Here is an 18,867-nt window from a genome sequence, read left to right as displayed (position 1 = left end):
GAGATCATCGTTTTAGATAATAGAGTTACTCGATCGCCTTGCTAATTTTATTTAACCGCTTACCTAAACGTTGTACCGCGCCTTTAATGCCTCTAGGAGCTTCGGCAGCCGCTTCTATAGTTTGTTCGCCTAGTTCAGCCAAAACTTCACCTAAATCGGTCTTCTTGCCTTTGCTAGGCTTGAGCGATTGCTTAAGTTTTTTGAGATTGTCGGCAATTTTTTGAGAATGCTTATCGTCGGATTTGTGCAAAATGCCGTACCAATGATCGATGGCGGCGGTTGCTGCGTCCATCTCGACCGATTTCAATTCGTCTAGAGACTCTGTTAAAGTATTGATGCTGTCGATGTTTTCTTGGTCTTCAGCTTTGCCTAAAGAGTTGCCAACTTTGGTTAGGTGTTTGCCAAGTTTTTGCAAAATTGCTTTTACTTCGTTGTCACTATCAGAGGCAATATCCATTGTGCGATCGCCTACATGAATTAAGGCTTCCCCAATTTCATGTCCTGATGCTTTACCACCTTTAAGTAATTGCTTCAATTCTTTAAGACTATCAGCAAGCTCTTTACTGTCTTTATCTTTAGACTTGTGTAAAAGGCTATACCACTCGTCCACCGCCTCTAAACCCGCCGTCGCGTCTATAGAGCTTAAATCGCCTTGTAATAGTTCAAGCAGCGAATCTAGGTTTGGAGTATCTGTCGTCTCTTGAGACTTGGTTTTAGATGTATCTTGCTTAGAGTCTGCTTTGCCAGCCATTTTCAGTTAATAGATTTATTACATTAATCAGCATAGAAAGCCTAATTGTTGCCTTCCTCATCCTTAAGGTAAATATCCACTGGTTCATAGCGAAAATAGTTCTTTTATCCCAGAGCTACCAATTTCCACCGCCAAAGCCGCTAATAAGAAACCTAGTAGTTGAGTAATGATTACTGCGCCTTCTGCACCAATAAATCTATCAATGCGGCTTGCTTGGCGGACAATAAACCATGTTACTACCATCGCCGCGACAATCCCAATTACTACACTCAGACGCGCTTCAGGCGATCGCGACATCAGCAGCATAACAGTAGTTAGTGTACCTGGCCCAGCTAGTAACGGAAAAGCCAGGGGAGTAATGGCGACATCGCGCTCTTTCTCGACAATGGGAGTATCTATTTCTCCATTGAGCATTTGCAAAGCAATTAACAGCAACAGCAAGCCTCCAGCCACTTCTAGCGATCCGATGCTGATATTCAAGTAATCTAAGATAGCTTGTCCAGCAAAGGCAAATGCAAGTAATACCGCCGTTGCAACTACACTAGCTTTATCAACTACTTTATTTCTTTGTTCTATTTCCATACCTTTAGTAAGTACAAGAAATAGGGGTGCATTTCCCAAGGCATCAGCAATCACAAATACAGCAATAAACGCTTTGAATAAGACAGTAAAATTCACTAGGCTGCGGGGAAAAAGGTCTGTAATAACCTTAGCGTGAATTTTATTTGAACTTTTAGTTTTTTACAGGTTTAAGCCAGCCAAATATTTGAGCAACAGTTAATTGCAAGTCTAGAAACTTTGGTACAGGTAGTATATCTTGTCCTGTAAGCTCTACAGGCTGCTGACTGGGGAGAAAAGCGATCGCGCTATTAGACCTAAGTACAAAAGACTTATTAGTTAACTGAAGCGTATTTTAGTCATAAGTAAGCTATTAAACAGATAACTTCACAGTGATGTTCTTAGCCCATTACTGTGAAAAATTAGCGTCAATAATATCTCTAGCTTGGTGTAGAACTCTAACAACTTCAATGCCATCCGAAATTTTTTTATAGAAAATAACGTATGGCTTAACAGGAAAACTCCTAAGTCCTACCAGTATATCTTCGCGCTGCTTGCCCATATTCGGAAATTGAGATAGCATAGGCAATTTATCCAAAATCTGGGCAATTTGCTTGTCTACTAATATTTCGTCTTGCTGTGTTAAGTAAACCCAAATATCTTCTAAGTCTCGCTCTGCCTGTCGCGATAAACGAAAGTGATTCACTCTTGATTACTCTAACTGAAGTCTTTGCTTACCACGCATTTTAATAGTTTCAAGCAAACTGGGCAGTGATGAGTCATTATACTCAACATATTCGCCATTTTTGAGTTGTTCTACTCCTATAACAATATCTTTTTGTAAAGCTTCCCGTTTTCTTTGTATTTCCTCACAGGACAACAATGGAGATTGAATTTTTTGTACTAAGACTTGCCTTTCATCGTCGGTAAGAGAAAGAATGATCTGAGCAAGGGAGTCAATCAATCTGGTGTTGATTGGAGCAGTAGTTTGGCCCACAATAAAAATTTTTAACGGATTCTATTATTGTAGACGAAGAGTAAGTTGTACTTAGTTTTATAACTCAATCAAGACTGCGGTTTGGTCCTTCAATCCAGCCTAGAGCAATGGGTAATCTTACTAATTTAACTAATTGAACACCTACCAGGCTCAGATCGCCGCTCCAGATACAATTATCTCTATCAGTTTCTGAAGCCACTGTCGAGTATTTTGTTCATCCTGAAAGTCCCGATTTGTTTTGTCACCAATCTGTTCCCATGGAAATGAAGACTCTAGTAATAAAGCTCGCCCTTGTTCAATAACCCTAGAACGTGCGAATGAAGACTCTGTAACAGCATATTGTTGTGCTACCTCCTCATCACTAGCAAAGCCATCAAGATCAGCTTCGTGGATGTAAGCTTCAAAGAAGTTTGTTAAATTAGGATACTGATCTTTAATATTCATACTCACGTATTACAGTGTGGGATAGGCAGAAGGAGATTGTTGCAGAGTAATATAATTTCCGGCACTCTATTTTCAGGCTGATACAAATTCACGAAAATTCTGATACAAGTAGAGCATTCAAAATAAAAGCCCAACCTGCCGTTTTAATTCTTTCCAACTTTAAGCCAACCAAATATTTGAGCAACAGTTAATTGCAAGTCTAGAAACTTTGGTACAGGTAGTATATCTTGTCCTGTAAGCTCTACAGGCTGCTGATTAGGGAGAAATACTATGACAATTTTTGCACTAGGATCTATAAACCATCCTAATTGAGTGCCATGTTTTAGACAGTGCAGTATATTACCAATAACTTTAGTGGCGTTTTGGTCGGGTGAAAGAATTTCTATCGTCCAATCTGGATAGATTTTAAACACATTTCCAATTTCTCCATCAGCGTCAAAGGGTATTCGTTGCCGAGAAAATACGGTTACATCGGGTACAATAGAGCGACTTGCAAAAGTACACCGCAATTTGGGAAAAGCTAGAGCAATTTGCTGTTCTTCCGTTACTTGATTTATAGCAGTGCAAAGTTTGAGTTGCAGCCTTGAATGTTTGCCTTGAGGCATAGGTTTTTGGTAAATGCGTCCGGCAATAAACTCGAACTCTGGCTTAGTTTCAGGCAATTCTAAAAACTCGTCTAAAGTAAGTAATCGATCTATTGCAGTAGTCATAGGCGATCGCGTTTTTCGTCAAGAAGACTTAAAGATTTTTGGATTCGTTTTAACTTTTGCTTACGAATCTCCTCATCAAATCTAGCTATCACTTTCTCTAGTTGCAATCCTAACTCCTCAAATTCTAAACGTGCGCGACGCAAGTTACTTAAAAGGCGTGGATCGACAGATGGACTTGGCATTAATGGTTTTGTCATATTAATTACTCACTATTTGTAAGGTAGAATCAGCCGATCGCCCAAATTCTTCTGGTGCGTATTGTAAATGTACTTCTGCGCCGGGATAAAGGAATGTACCAGGAGTAACCGAGCGGACTAAGTAATGCAGGGTATACACTCCAGCGTTGTAAGAGTTGCTATAAGCCACAATGCGATCGCTATAAATATTTTTATAGTCAATTTCCCAACTATCTTGTCCCGCTTGAAAGTAAGGAGTTGCTGTTTGAAAGCTTGTATCTACCGCCTCAAATCCTGCGGGAATGGGGTCAGTTATCACTATATTATTTACCGGATGGTCGGTAGTAATTTCTAAGCCAATATCAAACACTTGTCCGGTGCTGACTTTTAGCGGCTCTTTAGTATCGTATAGTCCAAAGCGGCGTAGTATTTGGTTATTATTAGCGGCGCGTATTTCTCGCACTACGCGCAAACCATTTAAAGCGCCGCTTTGATTTCCTTGGAGGCGATAGCGGTAAGCAACTAAGTAATGTAATAAGCCTTTACCGGATTTTTTGAGAATTAGGTCTTGTTTTCCGCGCGGTAATTTAGCTATTGGGACTTGCACGTTTAAGCTAAGGCGATCTTTTGTGAGTTGCGCTTGTCCTAATTGCTTGTTTGCTAGTTGTACCGTAGCTTTCAAGTTTTGGGGTTGGGGTTGAATTTGGCTGTATTCTACCAGTGCTGTTAGAGCCTCGGCGTTGTCGTAAGTCGTTGACCAAGTTCCCCCTCGTCGCAGGCTCAAAAGTCCCTGTAATACTCGATCTAGCACCTCTGGAGAGCTTTTTTGAGCAACAAATAGGCGTAATACTTGAGCTTGAGCGGTGGTAGGCGAATTTAGCCACTTCCAATTAGGCGGTAAATTAACGGTGGCGTTGCGTCCGGTTTGGGAAACAGTTTCTTGGAGTTGGTCAAAGAATACTTTAAATTCTTCTTGCCATTGGGGAAACTGCGAAAGATAACGTGCTAGTTTGATTTGGGTAACATAATCAAAATTGCTTCTATATTCGTAGATATCTGCTAAAAAGTCTGTGCGTTTGTTTCCTAAAGCTATCAAGGCTTCTAGACGCAACTGATTTTTACATAATTGTTGTTTGCAATAATCGTATTGACTAGGATTAGCGAGGAGTTTAGCTAAATAACTCTCTAAACGGCTAACCATTGCTGAATTTACTGGTATTCCAACTTCTATAGCTTGCGCCAAACTTTGCGCCGCGTAAGCTGAAACAAAAGGATCGGAAAGTTCTTGATTGGGAAAAGAAGCAAAACCACCGTCGGGTTTTTGGAGAGTTTGTAATCTTGCTAATGCTTGGCTTGCTTGCTGTTGGGGATTGAAGTCTGCAAGTTTTTGGTTGTAAGTTTGGCTTAAGTATGTCAAGTTAGATGCGATCGCAAGTTTACTTGCCGCAGGTTCTAAAAATGGTAACTCGTCATCACCTAAAACTTGTTTTGCGGGAGCGGTTATTTGAGCAATTAGCGTACTTGCAACCGAAATTTCTAAGCCTCCCGTGTCGTTGACAACATTTTTGGCTATGTTTAGCGGAATCTTGACTTGTTTATCGGTTACTCCAGTTTCTACAACTTGTTCTGTTACTTTTAGCTGTCTGACATCTAAAGGAACGTTAAAAGCATCAGTTTCATTATTTAGTTGCGTTGTAAATTGGACTTGAGTATTACCTGTGGTATTTGCCACCATTGGGAAACGGTAAGCGCGAGTACCTGTTTCTGATGCAATATTTTGGCTACCAGAATTGTTTGCAAATCCAACTCCCCCGGAAAGATTGCCTTTTATAGCTAGGTTTGCAGATTGTCCTGTATTGTTTGTAACTGATAAACCACCCTCAAAGCGATCTCCTGGGCGCACAAATTGCGGTAATACTGGATTAGTTAGCAAAGGTTTGGTAGTTATAAATGTTGTCTCACCGTTGCCAAAATTCAGATTTCCATCGGTAGCAACTACCATTACTCGCCAAGTGGTCAAATTATCTGGCAATTTAAAAGTTATATTAGCTTTTCCTTCTGCATCGGTTAAAACTGAGCCGTTGTAGTAAGCTAAAGCTTGAAAATTCTCTCTAATGCGTGTGCTTGCAGCACTATTCGATAAACCACCGCCATAACCCCAACCTTTTTGTAAGGGTGAAGAAAGCGGTTGTAAGACTACATCTGGGCGATTATCGGCAAATCTGGTAGAAATTGGTTGCTCTGCATATACTGTTGATACTAAATCGGGTACTCTATAGCCGCTTAGTTGCAATACAGCTTCGTTTACCACCATGACAGTAAATTGTCCTTGGATAGGTTTATTTTCCCTATCCATCATTTCTAACTGTAGGGTTTGTTCTGCGCCTGGTTGTAAGCTTTGATTAGTAGCCTTTGCTTGCACGTTTAAATATTTATCATCCAAATTAGTTTTAAACGGTGCAAACCCAACTCTAACTAATTTATCTAATTTCCCTGGTTCTACTTGCGCCAACGGTTCGCCTTGACGGACTAAAACCGCCTCCACTGCTGCATTAGGGAGCATATCTGCGGTAACTTGAAACTGAATTTGTGGTGCAGCGCCAATAACAGGAACTATACGACGCTCAATAAAATTGTGGCGAATAATGGCAAAATGCAACTCTCCTTCTGGGTAAGGAGATTGGATTAAAACTGTTGCAGTTTCTCCAGGTTTGTAGGTTTCCTTATCTAAACGCAGTTCTAAGCGATTATTGCGATATTTATTCCCCCAGTCTACCGGACTATTTCCCGCCGCCCATATCTGCGTATCTGTTGCAGTGACATCATTTTTGGCATCCGCAAAATTAGCTTGAATACGATAAGAGCCAGATTCAGAAGGCGTTAGAGAGACGGTTTGCGGGGTCTGTGCTGAGGTTATTTTGGTTTTTTCTACAGTTTTGTACTCTACTTGATTTTTAGGGGTTTGGCTGCCTTCTATAACTTGAGTCACGCTGCTATAGATAATTTGTTGCAATTCCAAACTTACAGATTTTCCAGCGATCGCATTTCCGGCGTTATCGGTGACAATTACTTGTACAGGTAATGTTTTACCCGCATCAGTGACAAAATTACTCTGCAAACCAATCAAGGCTTCGCTCGGTAATACAGTAAAAGTCTTTGAATTAGCTACCGATAGATTAGAAACATCTGTAACTTGCGCGTCTACCCTGTAACTCATCGGATAAGGTACATCTTTAGCGACGGGGACAATTTGGCTGCTTTTACCTGCGTTATCAAGTATTTGCTCTGATTGCAATACATCAGTTGTAATTTCTGGCGCTTCTTCGGGCCAAAACCACTTGCGCCCAAAAGAGAATTTATCCCACTTTTGGGGTGTAAAATCTGTTTGCTGACGAGTGACGTAATATTGAACTTTTCCTCCTTCTACGGGAGAACCAAATAAGTAACTACTACTAGCATTTGCGGTTACTTTTTCGCCAATAGCAACGAAATCTTTATCTAGAGTGAGATCAACTTTAAAATTCGGCGGTTTAAACTGAGCAATCCGAAAATCTCCGGTTATTTCCGCTCCGTTGCTGGATTTTGCTTGAATATTATAGTAACCCAAAGCTTTGTTAGGTGCGATCGCATATTCTAAAGAAAATGTCCCAAATTCGTTAGTTGTCTGACTACCCAAATCTGTCTTCTTACCTTCAGGATCTTCTAGCGTTACTTTATAAACAGTATTTTTATCTTGTCTTAGTGCGCCATTTTGTAAATGGTACGCCATCCCCGTAAACCAAGCTTTTTCGCCGGGTTGGTACAACTGTCTATCAGAAAAAACTATCCCTCTAGATTGGGGTTTACCACTATCCCAACCTGCATCTATACCAAAGTCGTAAGCACCGCTATACTCAGAAGAACGAGCAAAAGCCCAGTCATTTGATTCCCGTATGATCGCTAGTAACTTGGGCGCGTCTTCAGAACTGGTGTAACATTGCTGTAAAGCTTGGCGATTGAATAATACTGTACCTGTTATGTCGGTTTGAGCGATCGCACAAGGTTGAGGTAAAGTTCTAGATTTTGCTTCTAACTTAGATTGATAAATCTCTACACTTGCATCGCTAACTACCGCACCATCGCTAAGGTGATGTACTCGTACTATCCCAGAATCGGGAAACCACTGGGCAAAAACTCCTAAATTAGTTAACTGTACCAATCCATAATTAGTAGAGTCACGCCATTTTTGCTTACCAACATCCTGATAGCTATTAGTTCGTGCTTGCACTCCATAAGCCAACATTCCCGTAGCTGCGCTGAGTTTTTCTTTTAAAGGTACAGCAATGTCCTTATATTGATTTTTCTTACCAGATACTTTAAAACTCTGCCAATTATCAGGAGTTGGGAGTAAATCCTTACCTTCCCCTTGTGGGTAAGCAGAATCAGCATAAACTAAATCCGTAGGTTGCACTACTTGATAAGCCGCTTTGTATCTTGATTCTGGCAGATTGATTGTCGAGATATTTAGTTGTAAATCCTTACCAGAGGGAAAAATATTTAAGTCGGAGGGAATCCAGATATCTCCTGCTAAATCTCCCGTTTGATATTTTACTGTTACGGGTTTACCTAAAGTTTGCCCAAAAGTATCTTTAACATTAGCGCCAAGAGTAATTGTATAAGTAGTTTCAGGTTCTATTGCATAAGGATTAAGGTTGACAATCCGATCGTTTTCATAAACTTGTACTAATCGCGGAGTTTTCTTCGGTGCGGGAGTAACGCTAATATCTTCACTAGATGATGCTACTAAAGGATTATTAAATTGCAACTGAGCGCTACCCGTCGTAAAACGTCCAGAAGTACCGCCAGAATCCGGTTGTCCAATAAAATTAAGCTTCTCAAAAGTAAGCGGTGCGTAGGTTACAACCTTACTTGTAAAAGGCATTGTACTAGGTAAATTGCCATTTAACGGACGCAAACCCGAAGCTGCTTCCCAGCGATAAGTCGTCGCTTTAGTGAGAGTTTGGCGAGGTTTTAAGCTATAAATCCAATTGCGAGTAGAGGGATCAAATTTATTTTCTGGTTCGATATATGCAGATTTATCCTGCTCATCCAAAGTAACGTCAAAGGAAATATTTTCTTTTCCCCCTTCATTAATCAGCTTTAGACGCTCTTTGAGACTATTAATATCTAATTCTACATTTGAGGTAAGTTTTAGATTGGGTTTGATATCAATGGGTTCAACTTCGCCACTTTCCGTCATTCCCGGTAAATTAGTTAATTTAATTGCTTCTGTATTAAAAGTCCAGGCTAAATCTTGTTCTAAACGGTGATTTTTTAAGTCTGCAAGTCCCGCTTTAAGAGTTACCTGTACTCGCGTAGCTTTGGGAAGCGCCGATTCGGATTGAAAACCAACCAGCCGAGGAGTAAGAAAACGAAATTGCCCCTTTAAAGGTGGAAAAATTGCGATTTTCTCTAAAATTTGCTGCTGATTGGGACTATCAATACTTTCAACAGGAATTAAAGCATCTTTAAATCTAATGCGAATTTGACTTCGCACTTCACTTTCTCCCACCGGACTAATTTGTTCAATCCAGTCTGGTAATTGAGGCGATGGTAAAGCCGAAACCATTGGTAAAGGCTCGTTTCCAGAGAGATTAGCAACATTACAGCTTGCTACTCCTAGCAGGATAAAAACCGCTAATAAGACCTGTATCCCACGTTTAAAAATAGCTCGCATAATTCTTCTCTGTTACCACACACCTAATCGATTAAAGCCTACAAATAGACTAATTGGTGCGATCGCAAAGTTCCTTAATTAAGCATGAGAATAAAATGAAATTCTGGGAGTACAAAGTAATCCTAAATCAGCCCTTGAAAACGAGACAGTTTTGCTCCCTAACCCCCATTTTTTGGGGACAATACTTCTGCGTCACCTCCAATTGGGGGTTGGGAGCTATCCATAGTTCATAACTCAAACAGGATGGCTATACCAAAAATGTGCAGTAACGTTGTAAGCAGGACTTCTGGTGCAGAAGTTAAGCTATTTCTACTTGCTCGCTATTTACTTCTGTTGCACCATTAACCCTTTGAGCCACAGAAACCATTTTATTGAGAATTTGTTGATTGGGTGCTTTACCTTTCAAAACAACAACACTGCCAGTTTGAGCAACATAGATAGTATCAATATCGTCTAAATCTGGCTCCTCATCAAACTCCAAAGCTACACGCTTGGCTAGTCCACTTTGGTCATATTCCCCGCTAAGTCCCATGCGTTCAGGAGGAATAGATTCTGTAGGCGCAGCTTGAGCTTGAGGCGCAGATTGTTGTTGTGGAGCATAAGACGGAGCATTTTGCGGCTTTTCCATGCCAAACAAGCGTTTTAACCAACCCATAGTTATTTGTTCTCTTTTATATACACAACTTTAAATAAGCATAATTTATGCTGTTTCTACATCTATCTATCAAGAGATAAGCTTTATTTTTTCTGCTGTTTGTGGCGCAATCGAGCTAGAATAAAGTGCTAAAACGGTGCTGCTTGAACAGAAGTTAGCGGTACGCGCTCGCCCATCCATCAAGCCTTAATAGCCGTGAAACACACATTATCAGTTTTAGTAGAAGATGAATCCGGGGTTCTTTCCCGCATTGCTGGTTTATTTGCCCGTCGTGGTTTCAATATCGAAAGCCTAGCCGTAGGAGCCGCCGAACAAGGGGGAATGTCTCGAATTACAATGGTTGTACCCGGTGACGAGCAGATTATTGAGCAGTTGACAAAACAACTATACAAGCTCGTAAACGTGATAAAAGTCCAAGATATTACCGAGATTCCTTGTGTAGAGCGAGAATTGATGCTATTGAAAGTAAACGCCAGTAGCGCCAACCGTTCGGAAATTGTGGGATTAGCGCAAATATTTCGGGCGCGAGTAGTAGATGTAGCCGAAGACTCGCTAACATTGGAAGTAGTGGGCGATCCCGGTAAAATGGTAGCGATCGTGCAAGTACTAGAAAAGTTTGGGTTACAAGAAATTGCCCGGACTGGAAAAATTGCTCTTACCCGCGAATCGGGAGTAAATACAGAGTTGCTGAAGTCTTTGCAAGCTAAGGTGTAAATATAGAAAGTGCGATCGCTTTAATGGAGCTATAGAAATGCCCCAAACTTCTACTGTCAACTTAACTATAGAAAATTACCTTACCTATGATGACGGGACAGATAACCGTTACGAGCTTGTTGATGGGGCTATTGTAGTGGTTCCATTGCCAAGTGCTGACCACGCCGATAAAATTGATTTGCTTTTAGAGATATTTAGAGCCGAAATCTATAGAAATAATCTCTCGATGAAAGCATCAGATAAAGTTGGAGTCTACATCGGCAAATCGTCGGTAACAGGTAGAGACTATTCGCGTACTCCTGATATTTGCGTGACAACATCCGAAGCTTGGTTATCCCTTAAAGCGAATAGAACAACCGCAGCAGTGCTACTTATCCCACCTATTTTAGTAGTAGAAGTGGTATCAACCAACAGTGAAGATGACTATGTAACTAAGGTGGATGAGTACCAGCGTCTAGGTATTCCTGAGTATTGGATTGTAGACGGACGCGATAAATTAGTTTCAGTTTTATTATTAAATGATGGACGTTATAACTTAACTGAATATAGAAGTAGCGAACGGATTATCTCACGGGCTTTCTCAGTGCTTACCTTGACAGCAGCGCAGGTTTTGTCAGCATAGAAAGGCTTAGGAGAAAAAGCTAAGAGAGTATTTTTAAAATCTCTCTGTTAGTATCAAATAATTCATTGGGCAATCTGTAGCATAATGAAGATACAGAGTAACGGTAACAATTATGAAGGAGCTGAAAGAAATTATTAAGGGGCGAATGGAAGAATTAGAAATATCGCCCTATCATCTAGCGATCGCCTACGGAAAAATTATTGATCCTGATAATAGAAAGACTGAGCGAGACATTGGTAATAGGTATCTTAGTACCGTTAATAAGGCTATAGAGCATCCCGAAACCTGCAAGAATCACACGCTTAAAACTCTCATTCAGGCGCTAGAAGGTGAATTAGTTTTGTGTGTTGAATTTGTAGATAAAAAAGTGTATCGGCTGTAAATGCTTTCACGCGCGATCGCATTTTCTGACAGGGAAGGCGCTTGAGCTAATGAAGGGCTTTTTCCCAATGCTTCAATTACAGCTAGTTTATTTTTGGGATCTGGTAGGCGATCGCGCTTGTTGTTGGTTCAACCACACAAGGCAGTTTTCAATTAGCATTTCTGGCAAATTTTCTACAGAAACGCTTTGAGCGATCGCCAAAGTCAGCAATCAGGCTTTTATTTCTGGCTTCAATTCAATAATCCATGCTAACTAACCTTCATTACTTTCGCGCTCAATGTAATCTGTAAGGTGCGCGATATCTCTCGACTGCGCTAGTTGAATTTGAGCAATTCTGTCTATAGTGCGAATTAGCTTAGAAATGTCTGTAGTATTTTTCTCGCATATTTGTAAGATTAATCTCAAACTGGTTTCAATTTCTGTTAATTCCATTTCTCAGCTAATCTCTTTTAAACTTACGTACTATTATTATCCCGTGTCTCCAGGCAACTTGTATGTTGCATCAACTTATTTAAGATAAATCAGCAAATTTAACCCTGGAATTGTGCGCGATAAAGTCCATAGCAGCAACGTTAAATAAAGCAAACCAATCACCCATTGATACCAAGCAAGAGTCGTGACAATTCCTGGTAAATGTTCATCTCGCAAACGGATATCATTAAAACCTAATTTCAGCAAGTTATTTAAACTAAAATCGTAGTAATTTAACCAATTCCAGCGATTTTCCCACAATACAGGCATATAACGTTCTCGAAATAGCGGAAAGCGCGGCATTACTGGCAATCTACCAATTAATAATCTTAATTGCCGCATACTGCCATCTTCGACAAAATAACTGCTATTCATCAAGTCGTGATAGCGTCCTTTTTGGTAGAGTCTAGCAACTAAAACTAACGGAATTGGTAGAACGATCGCTTCTACACAGGCTAAAGTTAAAAATGGTTGGGTGGAGGTGCGAAAAATAGCAATTAATCCAAACAGCACTAATAAGCAAAAACTGCTGAGTACGCAGCTAGTTTCGTAAACTGTGGGTAAAATCTTTTGGGGTTGCAGTCGTCGCCAACGATCAATTAGCCAAAATATTAACCCAAATTGCGCGATCGCAATTGTTCCCACCCCAAACACTAACCAAAAACTCGTACCATAACGGCTAAGTAGCAGCAATAAACCTAAAGCCAACCATTGCCAAGCTAATAATATCCATTCCGCCGAGGAAATGGGAGAAGTTGCTACCAGGCGATCGCGTACTTTAATATAAGTATTGAGATCAATTTGGTCTAAGCTCAAAACTTCGCTTAGATTGCGGAAAGGTTGACTTAAACGATATTGAGAAATTGCCTGTACTTGAACAGGCGAAAACCCTAGTTTTATCAAGGTGTCAGAACTTGCTGTATTAATATTAATCCCCGACAATCTCTGCAATAATTCATCGCGGCGCAGTTTTTGAGTGGTGTAATCTAACTGATTAGCATCGCCTATTTGCTGCAATTGCCGAAAGTTTTGAATTAGATTTCGCAATACATTTTCGTTACCTTGCAATATTGGTACTTGAATCGCGCTGCCAATTTGTCCCGGATTTCCGAGGATTTTGGCGGCTTCTGCGTCAAAACTAAGATCGGATACGTTTAAATAAGCAGAAGAATTGGCAAAAGCTGCATCGCTAAAATCTGCTTGATTAAGGATACTCGCACCGCGTAAGTTTACCGCGCGATCAAATTGCGTTTCTCGAAAAGAGACAGCTTGATTAAAAGTTGCTTCAGTAAGAAACAAAGATTTATAGAAGCGATTTTTTGTAAATAAGGCTCGATTTGCAAAGCTAACTTGAGAAAAATCGGCATTTCCCCGCCACTGCATCCGGTTAAATCTAGCCTGTCCATTAAAACTTGCTTGATTGAAATTGCCCGTATCTTCAAAAGTAGCACCGCTAAAAATCGCCGTTTCTTGAAATTGAGCTTGATTAAAACCCGCCGCAGCAAAGAAAATACTCCCCCGAAAAATTCCTTGTTTGCGAAAACTCGCCCCTGCAAAGCTGACATTGCGACTAAATCGCGTTTCCGTCCAATTGGCGTTTTGGGCAAATATCGCTCCCGAAGCATCCACTGGTTGAAGAAAAAAGGTATTAGTAAAATTTGCCTCACCACTAAAACGAGTTTGTACTAGCTTCAAACCGCCACGAAATACGCTAATTTGGGCAGGTGTAGCGGTTTTTGAACCCAATAAAGACATAGAGAGTTGACTTAATTGAGCGTAACGACGGCGATCGCGTTGCAATTGTGTTTGTTCAATAGGTGTAAATATTGGCGCTAAAGCTTGTCCGTATAAGGGCGACTTTAATCCCAAATTAGTCCCCACAAAATCCCCTTGAATCAGAGAATAACTCAAATCTAAACCCAAAGGACTAGATCCCGCTCTTTGCAACCCTGCTTGTAAAATTTGCTCAAAATTGGCGCGAAAACCAGCATTTTCCGGGCGTAAATCGATAATAAAGTGCTGTAAATCAATGGTGAGGATACCACCGCTTAATACAGGGGTTTTTACTCGCGCACTTAGCAATTCTAAAGTTAAAACTGTTCTATCTAATTGCGCCAAAGCTGCCCATACTGGTTGAGGTAATATTAGTAATAGGATTAATAGTGCGATCGCTACTTGCTTGATTAATCGCATTGCAAGACAATTTTTCCAGTAACAGATCCCGTTTCTAACAACCGATGCGCTGCAACGGCTTGGGATAGCGGAAACACCTTGCTTACATGGATTTTGAGCTTTCCTGCATCCATCAAATCTGCACACTGACTCAAAATATCTGCTTGGTGTTGTTGCGCCGCTACTAGCCCTTGTAACATTGGTATTAGCATCAATTCGTAGCTAATTCTCAGGTTGCGCGATCGCGCTGTTTTCCAATCGGTACTAGCATCAGCGTCTAATATTGTCACCACATCCCCATAGATTTTTGTAGCGGCGAAAGTACGTCCAAAAATTTCTCCTCCCACCGTATCAAACCCAATATCTACCCCCAATCCGTCTGTCCAATCTAGAGTAGCTTGGATAAAATCGGTTTCTTTGTACAAAATAGTCTTATCTGCGCCCAATTGCTGAGTAAAACTAGCTTTTTCTTCATCTCCCACCGTCGTACATACTTTAGCTTTATGTAGCTTGGCCAATTGAATCGCTACATGACCAACACCCCCCGCACCAGCATGGATTAATACTTTTTGGTCTAATTGCAATAAAGCGCGATCGCACAAAGCTTCCCAGGCTGTAATTAATACTAAAGGAGCCGCCGCCGCTTCAGTGAAAGAAATTGACTTAGGTTTACGTGCTACAAACTTTTCATCTACTACCGTTTTTTGAGCATAATTGCCGCGTTTACCTCCCAATCCACCATCACAAAAATAAACTTCATCTCCTACTTTAAACTTGGTGACATTTGTACCAATAGCTTCGATTATTCCCGCACCATCGCAACCTAAAATAGCCTGCTGATTTTCTGGATAAAAAGTTCCTTTACTCCGCAATTTTGTATCTACAGGATTTACCCCCGCCGCTTTAAGACGCACTAACATTTCTGTAGGTTTTTCTATAACTGGTTCTGGTAATTCTCCAACTTTTAAAACTTCCGGGTTTCCTGTTGCGGTCATTAAAATTACTTTCATTTGTTTTCTAGTTTTGGTAATATTTATTTCAAATGCTTATTTACAAAAGCTTCTACACAATCCATCATTTCGTTGAAAACGGGATTACTTTTTTCTAAAACCTTATTATCAGCTTCAATGTCTTTTTCTAACACAATACTTGGATGAGAAACATTTAAGTTTTTTTCAATGCGGAAAAATTCTGTTTTTTCACCCGTACAAGGATGATTTTTAATTAATAGTTCAATTTCTGCTATACCTGCGGCTATATCTGCCTCCGAATGAGCCGCAAACACAGGCTGAATAATATCGCTGTACTTGGCTTTATCTTTATACAAATCCTCAGTTTGTTTAATTAAATCGGCTAATTGTCCCGCACCATTTAACGTCATTTCTACATAACGATAAGGATTATCGCCAATTGCCCAAATATCTTTAGATTGCCTTTGTAAGTTTGGAGGAACTTTGACTTTTTTATGCTCTTTTTTAATAGCATCTTCTTTATTAAAAGCATCTTTAAGCAAATCGATTACATCTCTATTTCTATTGACTTGAATATAAGAAGCAACCTTTAAAAACCCATCAAATCTTAAAACATTTTCAATCGGATCGTGAATATCTAAAGCGCCCGCAAACAAAAACAATGCGCCGTTTATATGTTGTGAATCTGTAATAGCTTTATAAGTAGCAAGATTTGCTCCCGCCGACAAACCACCAATAGAAATTTGCTCACCCAAACCTGTAGCACAATCAATGGCAAAATTTACTTCGTCAAGCCATTGGGAAAATGTTACTGTATCTATTTGACTATCGGGAATTTTTAAACCATGCCCAGGTAGCAAAGGTAACAGAACATTAAAGCCCATAGCATAAAACCTTTTGGCGATCGCTTTCATAAAATAAGGCGAATCGGTTAAACCATGCACCAAAACGATCGCATTTTGCTTAGGTTTCCCATGATACATAATTTCGGGATAATTCCCGGCTCGAATTGCGTCATTATCAAATAAGTCTTGATAATGGTTTGTCCAAGATTGTAATGCTTGCATAAATTAAATTAGTACCTACGTGCAATAAAATAACACTTTGACGAAGCGGAAGTTTTGCGAGACTAGAAACTTTGCGGTATATATGAGTGCAAGCCAAAAGTAAAGGTATGAGTAGTGGGCAAAAAAATTAAACTGGTAGATAGGCTAAAACTAGGGCTTGCAGTATCCATAGCCAAAACCGTAACCTTTGGCGTGCGACTTTTCCGTTTAGGCGCGGCTAGTGTATTACCAGGGGAAATCTCGCGGCGCATACAACCCAGGCTTTTACAGCTTCTAAGTTGTCAGGTAAAACAAGGCGTAATTTTAGTTGCAGGTACAAACGGCAAAACTACCACATCTTTGCTGCTAAAGACTATGTTAGAGCGCCAAGGCTGGAAAGTTACCCACAATACGGCGGGTGCAAACCTAGAAAATGGTCTAATGACGGCGCTACTAGAAGATACCAACCTCCTAGGGACTTTAAACGCAGACTTCGCAATTTTGGAAGTAGACGAAAACATATTGCGTCGAGTATTGCAGCCAATTCAACCGCGTCTAATTATGTGTTTGAATCTATTTCGAGATCAGCTAGATCGGTACGGAGAAGTAGATACAATTAGCAAACGATGGGGAGAGGCGATCGCACTTTTACCTTCACAAACCGTAATAATTGCCAATGCAGACGATCCTACTCTTGCCTCTATGGGTCAACAATTGCCCCAGAAAGTACGATATTTTGGCTTAAATGAACCAAAAGAGTATTTAGACGAAATTCCCCACGCTGTAGACTCTATATACTGCCCTAAATGCGGTCATTTACTCAACTATGCTGGAGTTTATTTGTCTCACTTAGGCGATTATCAATGCCCTAGTTGCGACTTTATCAAACCAAAATTAGATATAGATAGTAGCCAATGGCAGCAAATATTGATTGGCGTATATAACAAATACAATACCGTTGCTGCTGTTCTCGCCGCCCAGGAATTAGGGGTAGAGGAGGCAACGATCGCGGAGAGTATTACTAACTTTCAAGCCGCTTTTGGACGCGCTGAGGTGTTAGAAGTTGAGGGTAAGCGGGTATTAATTTTGTTATCCAAAAACCCCGTAGGGATGAATGAAACTATCCGCGCCGTCATCCAAGCTGGGGGAAAAACTAAGCTATTAGTCCTAAACGATCGCACTCCCGATGGTACAGACGTATCTTGGATTTGGGATGTAGACACCGAAACATTGGTTGAAAAAGGCGGTATTTTGGTAATTAGTGGCGATCGCGTTTACGATATGGCATTGCGTTTACGCTACAGTCAGCCAGAAATTGAGAACGGTAACGTACAGCTAATTATTGAGGAAGATTTAAAAGCTGCAATTGCGATCGCTTTAGAAAACACTCCCGCCGACGAAACTTTGCACATATTACCTACTTATTCCGCCATGTTAGAAGTGCGAGAAGTATTGACTGGACGAAAAATTCTTTAACACATCATCGCTAAAAGTTTAGCGATGACTCCGTTAAATCTATTCAGCTACAGGGGTGGCTTTACTTGCGCGTTCTTCCGCCTTTGCCATTACTTCATCCATTTTTTCTACCATCTCGCCGGGATAACTTTCTAATACTCTAGTAGATAAAGAAATTCGCCCTTTGGCTTCGTCAAGATCGATAATTACGGCTTTAATTATTTGTCCTGGTTGAAACAATGTTGTCAAAGACTCAATAAATTTCTGGCTAATTTGCTTGATATGCAACAAACCGCTTACCCCTTGCAAATCGACAAACATTCCAAAAGGTTTAATGCCAGTAATTTTCCCTTCTACCAATTGACCAATTTCTAGCTGACTGAAACTAGCAGAACGAGTAGCCAAGCGATTAGAAAGTACAAGTTTGTTGTTACTAAGATCGACTTCTAAAAAACTAGCGCTCAAAGTTTGACCTTTTAAGCTGTCTAAATTATCGCGCTCCAAAAGGTGCGATCGCGGAATAAACCCCCGCACTCCCTGCACATCCACCGTCACGCCGCCTTTATTTACGCCGGTTACCCGCACTTGCAAAGTTTGGCTATTTTCTTGCATATCTGTTAAACGTTGCCAAATTTGCTGAACTTCTAGCTGGCGGCGAGAAACAGTAACTTGACCGTCCGCGTCTTGCTCCTTGATAATTACAAACTCTAATTCTTCCTGCAATGGCAAAGATTCACTCAAATCTGTTACCGGGCGCAAAGAAACTTCTTCTGTAGGAATAAAAGCCGCCGACTTACCCCCAATATCTACATAAGCGCCATTATTTTCATACTGAAACACTTTGCCCTTAATAGTTTGCCCATTTTGAAACTGAAAATCCTGTTGTTCCAGGGCTTTAGCAAAATCATCCATTGAAAATGCTGATTCGTTGGCGGTCGTAGATTTTGATTTAGAATTCATAACATTAGCTCGTGGGGCAGTAAGGGCAGAAATTGATTTGCCGATCTTATATTTAAGCGCAAAAACT

At 40.5% G+C, this 18,867-nt stretch carries 18 protein-coding genes; 4 read left to right on the top strand and 14 right to left on the bottom strand.

Annotated features, from left to right (window positions below):
- Positions 1-25 precede the first annotated feature (25 nt).
- The 9 genes from SYN7509_RS0210140 to SYN7509_RS0210100 form a co-directional block, all read right to left on the bottom strand.
- Positions 26-751, bottom strand: coding sequence for a hypothetical protein (locus SYN7509_RS0210140; protein ID WP_009631779.1), 726 nt, complete (start codon positions 749-751; stop codon positions 26-28).
- 84 nt (positions 752-835) lie between these two features.
- Positions 836-1,429, bottom strand: coding sequence for a MarC family protein (locus tag SYN7509_RS0210135; RefSeq protein WP_009631780.1), 594 nt, complete (start codon positions 1,427-1,429; stop codon positions 836-838).
- Positions 1,430-1,718: 289 nt separating this feature from the next.
- A complete protein-coding gene (locus SYN7509_RS0210130) occupies positions 1,719-2,015 on the bottom strand; it encodes a type II toxin-antitoxin system RelE/ParE family toxin (protein WP_009631781.1) in 297 nt (98 codons plus the stop codon).
- A gap of 6 nt (positions 2,016-2,021) precedes the next feature.
- On the bottom strand, positions 2,022-2,306 hold the full coding sequence (locus SYN7509_RS0210125; protein WP_009631782.1) for a hypothetical protein: 285 nt from the start codon (positions 2,304-2,306) through the stop codon (positions 2,022-2,024).
- Positions 2,307-2,456: 150 nt separating this feature from the next.
- Positions 2,457-2,750 (bottom strand): contact-dependent growth inhibition system immunity protein, encoded by a 294-nt coding sequence (locus tag SYN7509_RS0210120; protein ID WP_009631783.1) that lies wholly within the window; start codon positions 2,748-2,750, stop codon positions 2,457-2,459.
- 143 nt (positions 2,751-2,893) lie between these two features.
- On the bottom strand, positions 2,894-3,460 hold the full coding sequence (locus SYN7509_RS0210115; RefSeq protein WP_009631784.1) for a Uma2 family endonuclease: 567 nt from the start codon (positions 3,458-3,460) through the stop codon (positions 2,894-2,896).
- Positions 3,457-3,657: a hypothetical protein gene (locus SYN7509_RS0210110; protein ID WP_009631785.1), complete on the bottom strand. Its 201-nt coding sequence runs from the start codon at positions 3,655-3,657 to the stop codon at positions 3,457-3,459. The genes SYN7509_RS0210115 and SYN7509_RS0210110 overlap by 4 nt, the downstream gene beginning before the upstream one ends.
- Before the next feature lies 1 nt (position 3,658).
- Positions 3,659-9,352: an alpha-2-macroglobulin family protein gene (locus SYN7509_RS0210105; protein WP_009631786.1), complete on the bottom strand. Its 5,694-nt coding sequence runs from the start codon at positions 9,350-9,352 to the stop codon at positions 3,659-3,661.
- Between the two features lie 298 nt (positions 9,353-9,650).
- Positions 9,651-10,007: a BON domain-containing protein gene (locus SYN7509_RS0210100; RefSeq protein WP_009631787.1), complete on the bottom strand. Its 357-nt coding sequence runs from the start codon at positions 10,005-10,007 to the stop codon at positions 9,651-9,653.
- Positions 10,008-10,202: 195 nt separating this feature from the next.
- On the opposite strand from SYN7509_RS0210100, the gene ilvN reads away from it, so the two are divergent.
- The 3 genes from ilvN to SYN7509_RS0210085 all read left to right on the top strand — a co-directional run bounded on the left by ilvN (position 10,203) and on the right by SYN7509_RS0210085 (position 11,725).
- Positions 10,203-10,721 carry an acetolactate synthase small subunit gene (gene ilvN, locus SYN7509_RS0210095; RefSeq protein ID WP_009631788.1) on the top strand — a complete coding sequence of 173 codons (519 nt, stop codon included), beginning with the start codon at positions 10,203-10,205 and terminating at the stop codon, positions 10,719-10,721.
- Positions 10,722-10,758: 37 nt separating this feature from the next.
- Complete coding sequence (locus tag SYN7509_RS0210090; protein ID WP_009631789.1) at positions 10,759-11,343, top strand: Uma2 family endonuclease; 585 nt, start codon at positions 10,759-10,761, stop codon at positions 11,341-11,343.
- A gap of 112 nt (positions 11,344-11,455) precedes the next feature.
- A complete protein-coding gene (locus SYN7509_RS0210085; RefSeq protein WP_009631790.1) occupies positions 11,456-11,725 on the top strand; it encodes a hypothetical protein in 270 nt (89 codons plus the stop codon).
- 252 nt (positions 11,726-11,977) lie between these two features.
- Here the strand turns inward: SYN7509_RS0210085 and SYN7509_RS0210075 are convergent, their stop codons facing one another.
- The 4 genes from SYN7509_RS0210075 to SYN7509_RS0210060 all read right to left on the bottom strand — a co-directional run bounded on the left by SYN7509_RS0210075 (position 11,978) and on the right by SYN7509_RS0210060 (position 16,406).
- A complete protein-coding gene (locus tag SYN7509_RS0210075; RefSeq protein WP_009631791.1) occupies positions 11,978-12,157 on the bottom strand; it encodes a hypothetical protein in 180 nt (59 codons plus the stop codon).
- Between the two features lie 75 nt (positions 12,158-12,232).
- The gene (locus tag SYN7509_RS0210070; protein WP_009631792.1) at positions 12,233-14,389 is read right to left on the bottom strand and encodes a helix-hairpin-helix domain-containing protein; all 2,157 of its coding nucleotides are present in this window, start codon (positions 14,387-14,389) and stop codon (positions 12,233-12,235) included.
- Positions 14,380-15,378 carry a zinc-dependent alcohol dehydrogenase family protein gene (locus SYN7509_RS0210065; RefSeq protein WP_009631793.1) on the bottom strand — a complete coding sequence of 333 codons (999 nt, stop codon included), beginning with the start codon at positions 15,376-15,378 and terminating at the stop codon, positions 14,380-14,382. Before SYN7509_RS0210065 ends, SYN7509_RS0210070 begins: the two co-directional genes overlap by 10 nt.
- Before the next feature lie 23 nt (positions 15,379-15,401).
- The gene (locus tag SYN7509_RS0210060) at positions 15,402-16,406 is read right to left on the bottom strand and encodes an alpha/beta hydrolase (RefSeq protein ID WP_009631794.1); all 1,005 of its coding nucleotides are present in this window, start codon (positions 16,404-16,406) and stop codon (positions 15,402-15,404) included.
- Positions 16,407-16,520: 114 nt separating this feature from the next.
- Between SYN7509_RS0210060 and SYN7509_RS0210055 the strand changes: the two genes are divergently transcribed.
- Positions 16,521-17,861, top strand: coding sequence for a Mur ligase family protein (locus SYN7509_RS0210055; protein ID WP_009631795.1), 1,341 nt, complete (start codon positions 16,521-16,523; stop codon positions 17,859-17,861).
- A 39-nt stretch (positions 17,862-17,900) separates the two neighbouring features.
- Here the strand turns inward: SYN7509_RS0210055 and SYN7509_RS0210050 are convergent, their stop codons facing one another.
- Positions 17,901-18,800 (bottom strand): S1 RNA-binding domain-containing protein, encoded by a 900-nt coding sequence (locus SYN7509_RS0210050; protein WP_009631796.1) that lies wholly within the window; start codon positions 18,798-18,800, stop codon positions 17,901-17,903.
- Positions 18,801-18,867 lie beyond the last annotated feature (67 nt).

This window comes from Synechocystis sp. PCC 7509 (assembly GCF_000332075.2).
Lineage (GTDB): Bacteria > Cyanobacteriota > Cyanobacteriia > Cyanobacteriales > Chroococcidiopsidaceae > Aliterella.
Note: the sequence above shows the minus strand (reverse complement) of the source record. Positions and strands in the feature narration are given on the sequence as shown.

Coding starts and splice junctions, on each gene's coding strand:
- SYN7509_RS0210085 (WP_009631790.1), top strand. CDS start 11,456: ATGAAGGAGCTGAAAGAAATTATTAAGGGGCGAATGGAAGAATTAGAA.
- SYN7509_RS0210060 (WP_009631794.1), bottom strand. CDS start 16,406: ATGCAAGCATTACAATCTTGGACAAACCATTATCAAGACTTATTTGAT.
- SYN7509_RS0210050 (WP_009631796.1), bottom strand. CDS start 18,800: ATGAATTCTAAATCAAAATCTACGACCGCCAACGAATCAGCATTTTCA.
- SYN7509_RS0210120 (WP_009631783.1), bottom strand. CDS start 2,750: ATGAATATTAAAGATCAGTATCCTAATTTAACAAACTTCTTTGAAGCT.
- SYN7509_RS0210070 (WP_009631792.1), bottom strand. CDS start 14,389: ATGCGATTAATCAAGCAAGTAGCGATCGCACTATTAATCCTATTACTA.
- SYN7509_RS0210110 (WP_009631785.1), bottom strand. CDS start 3,657: ATGACAAAACCATTAATGCCAAGTCCATCTGTCGATCCACGCCTTTTA.
- SYN7509_RS0210140 (WP_009631779.1), bottom strand. CDS start 751: ATGGCTGGCAAAGCAGACTCTAAGCAAGATACATCTAAAACCAAGTCT.
- SYN7509_RS0210090 (WP_009631789.1), top strand. CDS start 10,759: ATGCCCCAAACTTCTACTGTCAACTTAACTATAGAAAATTACCTTACC.
- SYN7509_RS0210105 (WP_009631786.1), bottom strand. CDS start 9,352: ATGCGAGCTATTTTTAAACGTGGGATACAGGTCTTATTAGCGGTTTTT.
- SYN7509_RS0210065 (WP_009631793.1), bottom strand. CDS start 15,378: ATGAAAGTAATTTTAATGACCGCAACAGGAAACCCGGAAGTTTTAAAA.
- SYN7509_RS0210100 (WP_009631787.1), bottom strand. CDS start 10,007: ATGGGTTGGTTAAAACGCTTGTTTGGCATGGAAAAGCCGCAAAATGCT.
- SYN7509_RS0210115 (WP_009631784.1), bottom strand. CDS start 3,460: ATGACTACTGCAATAGATCGATTACTTACTTTAGACGAGTTTTTAGAA.
- SYN7509_RS0210075 (WP_009631791.1), bottom strand. CDS start 12,157: ATGGAATTAACAGAAATTGAAACCAGTTTGAGATTAATCTTACAAATA.